Origin of the sequence: Methanobrevibacter sp. UBA417, from assembly GCF_002508845.1 — an archaeon.
GTDB classification, from domain to species: Archaea; Methanobacteriota; Methanobacteria; order Methanobacteriales; family Methanobacteriaceae; genus Methanobrevibacter_A; species Methanobrevibacter_A acididurans.
The window spans coordinates 13,063-19,560 of record NZ_DAZC01000028.1 but is presented as its reverse complement, the minus strand read 5'-3'; the positions used below and the strand labels follow the sequence as shown (position 1 = coordinate 19,560).

Here is a 6,498-nt window from a genome sequence, read left to right as displayed (position 1 = left end):
ATCATCACCTATACTAGATAATACTTCATTAGAATAAGCATTATTTGTATTATCTGTAGCTAAGACATTTCCACTTTGAGAATTAGAGTTATCACTAAGATTATCATTTACAGTACTTGATGTATTCCCTACATCGCTAATTTGAGTACTAGTAGATAAAACAGTGTTTGAGTCCCCTAAATCCCCATTAGTGGTATTAGGAGCATCCGCAGCAAAAGCAGATCCCATTGCCACAGCACACACCATACTAAGTATAAGCACAACACATATAGGAATCCATTTGTCTACTTTAGAGTTTTCACTTTTCACGATTTTCACCTCCTTCATGCCAAATTAAGATAAAAATTATTTTTGTAATTTGTGGAAAATTTTTTCCACTCCTTATAATGATAGATAATATGACATTACTATTATATAAATATATTCTATTAATAGCAAACAATTATAGAAAAACTAAAAAAAATAAAATTTAATATATGCATTAAATAGTCTTATTTTCCAAATAAAAACTTAAAACATGATTAAATAACTAAGAAATAGTTATTTAAATTTTTAAGTAAAATAGATTTTACTATTTAAAATAAAAATATTTTGAAAATCTTAAAGAAATTAAAAAAAGGATATTTTAAATAAAAAGAGAAGAATTGAAATTTTTTAATATAAATATTCTGTGTTTTCTAATTCCTCTATAAATTTTTGACAATGGTCAATCCATTTATCTTTGATAAGTTCATCTGTAGCAACTACTGCAACTATATCATTTTTAGACATATCTTTTATTATTTTAAATCCTTCAGGAACTATACGGAACATTGCATCATAACATCTTCTTTTAAGGTTTTCATATGGATTATCTATAACCCAATTATCTACTTCTTTTTTTCCAGATAATTCTATAATATATCTACTTGGTTGATGAACATTTTCTCTTCCTAATTCTTTCCATAATTTCTTTAAAATATTAGGTAAAAAATTTTCATCATTAATAGTTATTGTAGTTAAATCCTTTTCAGGATCATAAACTGAACTTGAAACTTCATTTAAATGTTTAGCTTTAGAAGTTTTCTTCATTTTCATTGCCATAATGAAAACTACTTCATTAGGATTTACGTATGCTTTTAAATCTGAGAGTGCAGGAGCTAATAACAAATCTTGTAAGATTTGTTTTGTTATCATTTCATAAACTTTTGCCCCTTCATGATCATTTGATTCAATTATCATAACTTAATTAACCTCCTCATAAAAAAATAAATAATTTTTTTTATTGTTGGTTTCTATTTCCCATTCCACTTACAAGTAAAGCAGAACCTACAGCACCAATATGTTGTGAGTATTCTGGCACTATAACATCTATTCCACCTAATGTTTCACTAACAGCTTCAACAAGTCCAGTGATTAAACTAGTACCTCCAACTTGTATTAATGGTTCTCTTATATCAATTTCTTGAAGTTGTTGTTCATAAACTTGTTCAGATACACTGTGACATGCAGCTGCAGCAACATCTTCTTTTGATCCACCTGCAGCAAGGGTTGTAACTAAATCTTGTATACCAAATACAATACAATAACTGTTTAATTGTGCTCTTCTATAATTTCCTTTAACAGCTAATGGTCCTAATTCTGTAATATCAACATCTAATCTTCTACTAGTCATATCAAGGAATCTTCCAGATGCTCCTGCACAAATTCCCCCCATAGTAAAGTTATCAGGTATTCCATCATTTACTGTAATAACCTTATTATCCATACCACCAATATCTAATACTGTTGCTTCTCCTTTTTGATGGCCTGCAAGGTATACTGCTCCTTTAGCATTAACACTTAATTCTTCTTGAACTAGTTCTGCATTTAATTTTTTACCAATAGTTAATCGACCATAACCAGTAGTTCCAATTCCATCAATATCATTCCATCCGTATCCTGAGCTTTCAAATGCTTCATCTGCAGCTTTATTTACAGATTCCATAATATCTTTAGTTAAAGTCCAACCTGTACCTATTACTTTATTATTTTCCATTAACACTGCTTTTGTTGTAGTTGAACCTGAATCTAAACCTAATGTTAATCCTTCTTGTTTTTCACGTGCAAGAATACTTCTTCTAGTTACAGTGGTTGCTAAAGCTTCCATACGTATGAAAAGTTCATCTGCTTTAGTTCTTTCAGTAAATGAGTAAGTTACAACTGGTATACGAGTGTTATCTTGTAAGTATCTTCTGATTTCATTTCTTACAAGTGCTGCTTCAGCACAACGGAAACAAGAAGCTACAAAAACAGCATCAGGTTTACATCGACCTTCAACAATACTAACTGCTCTTGCTATCATTAATTTTAAACTTGAACTTTGTGCTGAGAAACCAAATTTTTCATATGCTTCATCAATATAATCTAAATCTATTTCTGGAAGTATGATTTCTGCACCAAAAGTTAATGCTGCTTTTTCTATTTCTTTTTGTATCCCACTATATTCTGTACCACAGGATACTAATGCAATTTTAACCATTTAGTAACCTCCTTTAGATTTTAAAGATGCTACAAGATCATCTTTACTCACTTTTCTTTCTTCTTCAGTTTTCATGTGTTCTTCAGAAGGTGTTTCTTCATTATTATTTTGAGTTTTTGAACTTTCTAATGGTTCCTCTTCAAGATTGTCTTCAGTGCTAATATCTTGATTTCCAGAACTTTCAATTTGTTTAGATTTTTCTTTTAAAGCTTCTGGATTATCCAAACTGTCTAAAAATTCATTAACTTGATTAACCATATCCATTGCACCTTCACGACTACTAGGATATTCAAGTTCTAATTGCGGAATATCTTTTTTACGTAAACAGAAAATACTTAATTCATTAGTACGTTGACAACCAACACAACCAAACCCATAAGGTGCACCATCAACAAGTATTGCTGCTTCTGCTTCATCTATAAGAGGGCCTATAATTGCCATTCTTCCACGAACACCAGAAGGAACTTCAATTGCAGCATATTGTAATCCTTTAATAGGATCTTCTTCAGTAATATTCATTGGAGGAGAATCTATTTCTGGATCTTTAATTTTCTTTCTCATTTCTTTTTGTAAAGCTAAAGCTGTATGACCTTTTCTTTCTATTAAATCTGCTAATACTAAAGAGTTAGGGGGATAAATTGCTACTTTCACCATATTAAATCACACCATTTTTTTTATTAAAATCATTCTTTTATTATTTTTTTTCTTTTTTTATTGATTCATTAACAATACTTTTAAATTCATCAACATCAATTGGTTTAGGTTTAACTATTTCAACAGGTCTTGGATTCTTTAATGCTTCACCAACATAATCCAAAAGTTCATATTCTCTTTCTAATTGGTGAAAACCTTCACGAGGACCTAAACGATGCCCTCTACAACGACGTGGGTCACCTGGTGCGAATCCACGATCTTTTGTAAAAATGTTATATGGATCTAATTTACGTATTTCAATAATTGCTTTTTTAACATCTTCTTTTTTCCCACTAACCATTGCACCATAACAGGTTTCTTTTATTGTGAGTGGTAATCCAAGTAAATGTAATTCACTTGTTAATTCACTTTCACTAACATTAGCTCGTGGTCCAAGAATAATCATACGATTTACAACTTCAGGATCTAAATCTTCAGAATCTAATTTTGGACTCATAGTAAGATGTGCTTCTGCTTCTTTCATAATTAATCCTTCCTTATATTCTTAAATCATAATATTTATTATTTTAATGCTTTTTTAATACTTTCATCCATCATATCAGTATCTTCAGGGAATTCTTCAGTATCTAATTCTTCTAATGTTTCTTCATCAATATGTTCAGGGTTAACTTCTCGTAGGTAAACTATATCATTCTCTTTTAAACCATGAATATCATTTAAATCAGATACTACTTCACCTATAATATTAGTTCCATCGAAAGGTTCCGCTGTAGGACCAAACTCATCATTATCCTTTGTACGAATTCCAATAATACCAAGATTCTTACGACTCATGTTAGTTACCCCAATACTTCCAGCTTTAACAATATCCTTTGGAGTGTTTTCAGGTAAAATACCTTTAGCTTCCCTATCATCACCTGCAAACATGAAAATATGCATATCTTGCACTGCAAAGTATACTTTTAAAGTTCCAATTGGTTTTTCAACTAATCCAGTTAATTTATCAAAGTACCATCTTGTACGTGGAGCTTTATCAGTCATTTTAATAAGAATTAAATCAGTTTTATTTAATCCTTTAGTTTGAACTTTTCCCGCTTTTATAATATCCATTGTTTCATTAGGGATTTGTTCAACTATAATAGCATCATCCTCAGTAACACCAACACGTTCCTGTTTAATACCCCTATTTTTTAATTCTTCCTCAACTTCTTTCTGTGTTTTTGTTAAAGTTTTAATAGGTTCAGGATTAGAATGAATTGTAATAACATCCCCATAACTTGCAATATCTATTAATTCCATACCTTTAACAACTTTACCTATTGTAGTGTGACTATTAACTCTAACACGATCTTCACGATAAATATAAATTTTTCCTTTACCTTTACCAGAATTACGTAAAGTTACAGTACCTCTTTTACGTTCTGTAATCTCTTCAACAGGTTTAGTGATTCCTTGTAACCAAAATTCTCCAATGAAAGAATTAGATTCATAATCAACCTTAATAGTATTATCATGAATAACTGAAAAGAATTGTTCAACAGATTTTGAAGAATTAACATTAGGTTCAACAAGACAATATGTGAATAATTGATTACCTTCAGCTAAAGGTGTGCTTAATTCACTAACAGAAGATGAATCTGTTACAGTACTACGCTCTATAATAGGTTCAACACTAATTATATCATCATCATCAGTTAATTGACGTAAAGTACGAACTCCACCAATAACTTTAGCAAAAACACCATTATTTGTACCTTCAGGAACACCATAAACATTTTCCATATCTTCTTTTGCAAAAATTATATGAGTCGCATCACGACTAAAACCAGAAAGACTTAATAAAACATCTCTATCCCAATATTTATGATTTTCTTTAGATGGAGTAAAATCAGTAGTAACAGGCCCTACTGCAACTTCATTATTACTAGTCCATCTAACACTTAAACCATTAAAATCAGAATAATGAGATTTCCAAAAATCAACTAAAGGTTTAGCTTCAGGAGCATCAGACAATTCTATAATAACACTACCTTTAGGAGATTTAATTTTATATTTATTAATATTCCCTTCTAATTCAGATTGTCCCTTAATTAAACAAATTAAACTACCTTGACTATAAGGAGCATTACTTATATTAATTGCATCCTTTATTGTAGAACCTTCAGGAATATCAACATCTTCACCATTAATTTTAACTAACATAAGTTTCCAAATCCTATTAACTTTTTTTTATTAACTTTTTTTTATAATTAAATTATATTTACCAAAAAAATGTATATACATTAACTTTTCTTTAATTTATAATACGGGATTAACCTTTTGATTAAATAAAACTAAACGTTCATCCTTATATTCAACATATAAAGATTTTTCACTAATTACATCACCAACAACAGACACAGTAAAATCAAATTTAGAAAGCATATCAATAACTCCTTGAGTATTCTCAACAGGAGAAGTTAAAACAAATGCTGCACCAGGATAAGATTTTAACCAATCCTCCCAATCCACTTTAGGATTTCGGGGAATAGATTCTAAACGAACACAAGCACCAACATCAGAGCATTCACATAACATTTCAAGAGTACCTAATACTCCAGGATTACTTATATCTTTACCTGCAGTAACAAGTCCAGATTCACCTAAATCTTTCATAACTTTAATTTGATTTTGAACTAAAGTTTCATCTTTTAAATAAGTAGTATCCCAATTTAAAGGGAAATCATGGTGTTGTCTTCCTTCAATATCTATAGCAACTAATACTTTATCTCCAACATTAGCCCCAAAACTGGTGATTAATTTATCTTTATTAGCAATCCCAATAATTGCCATTCCAATAGAATCAAAATCTGCATCAGGGTGAAGATGTCCACCAACTAAAGGAATATTAAATTTTTCACAACCATCTTTAATCCCTTTCATAAGCTCATCATAAATTTTATCATGCTTAATTGATAATATATCCACCATTGCTAAAGGTTTTCCACCCATTGCTGCAATATCATTAACATTAACAAGAACACTACAATATCCTGCCCAGTAAGGATTTGTGTTCATCAATTGACCCCATATACCATCTGCTGCAAAAAGTATCACTTGATTATTCCCAATATCAATAGCTGATGCATCATCACCAAAGTCTAATAAAACATTCCCTGAAATGTTATAAACAGATTTTAGAGAGTCTGTAACTTTACTTATATCATTTTTTCTGGTTACACCATTAAAAGACTGAAGAGATTTTATAAGATCCTTTAAATCCAAAAACATACACCTCATAATTTCTAAAAGATAATAAATTATAAAATTTTATATTAATTAACTATTTTAAAATCACAATTTAT

6 protein-coding genes and 1 pseudogene are annotated in these 6,498 nt (G+C 29.9%); all 7 read right to left on the bottom strand.

The genetic code is table 11. The features are described from left to right. The coding region (locus tag BP769_RS06145; RefSeq protein WP_413862266.1) for a hypothetical protein at window positions 1–309 on the bottom strand (309 nt) is incomplete at its 3' end. Window positions 310–654: 345 nt separating this feature from the next. Further along, complete coding sequence (locus BP769_RS06140) at window positions 655–1,221, bottom strand: methanogenesis marker 17 protein (protein WP_409197893.1); 567 nt, start codon at window positions 1,219–1,221, stop codon at window positions 655–657. Between the two features lie 40 nt (window positions 1,222–1,261). Beyond that, window positions 1,262–2,500 (bottom strand): methanogenesis marker 15 protein, encoded by a 1,239-nt coding sequence (locus BP769_RS06135; RefSeq protein ID WP_413824870.1) that lies wholly within the window; start codon window positions 2,498–2,500, stop codon window positions 1,262–1,264. Between the two features lie 222 nt (window positions 2,501–2,722). Next, window positions 2,723–3,154, bottom strand: a pseudogene (locus tag BP769_RS06130) (methanogenesis marker 5 protein); the annotation flags it as partial. Between the two features lie 40 nt (window positions 3,155–3,194). Then, window positions 3,195–3,677 carry a methanogenesis marker 6 protein gene (locus tag BP769_RS06125; RefSeq protein WP_413824872.1) on the bottom strand — a complete coding sequence of 161 codons (483 nt, stop codon included), beginning with the start codon at window positions 3,675–3,677 and terminating at the stop codon, window positions 3,195–3,197. Between the two features lie 38 nt (window positions 3,678–3,715). Further along, a complete protein-coding gene (mmp3, locus tag BP769_RS06120; protein WP_409197896.1) occupies window positions 3,716–5,356 on the bottom strand; it encodes a methyl-coenzyme M reductase-associated protein Mmp3 in 1,641 nt (546 codons plus the stop codon). Between the two features lie 96 nt (window positions 5,357–5,452). Beyond that, window positions 5,453–6,424 carry a methanogenesis marker 2 protein gene (locus BP769_RS06115; protein WP_409197897.1) on the bottom strand — a complete coding sequence of 324 codons (972 nt, stop codon included), beginning with the start codon at window positions 6,422–6,424 and terminating at the stop codon, window positions 5,453–5,455. Between the last annotated feature and the right edge of the window lie 74 nt (window positions 6,425–6,498).

Excerpts from the sequence above, each read along its gene's own strand:
- BP769_RS06140 (WP_409197893.1), bottom strand. The coding sequence starts at position 1,221 with ATGATAATTGAATCAAATGATCATGAAGGGGCAAAAGTTTATGAAATG.
- BP769_RS06135 (WP_413824870.1), bottom strand. The coding sequence starts at position 2,500 with ATGGTTAAAATTGCATTAGTATCCTGTGGTACAGAATATAGTGGGATA.
- BP769_RS06125 (WP_413824872.1), bottom strand. The coding sequence starts at position 3,677 with ATGAAAGAAGCAGAAGCACATCTTACTATGAGTCCAAAATTAGATTCT.
- mmp3 (WP_409197896.1), bottom strand. The coding sequence starts at position 5,356 with ATGTTAGTTAAAATTAATGGTGAAGATGTTGATATTCCTGAAGGTTCT.
- BP769_RS06115 (WP_409197897.1), bottom strand. The coding sequence starts at position 6,424 with ATGTTTTTGGATTTAAAGGATCTTATAAAATCTCTTCAGTCTTTTAAT.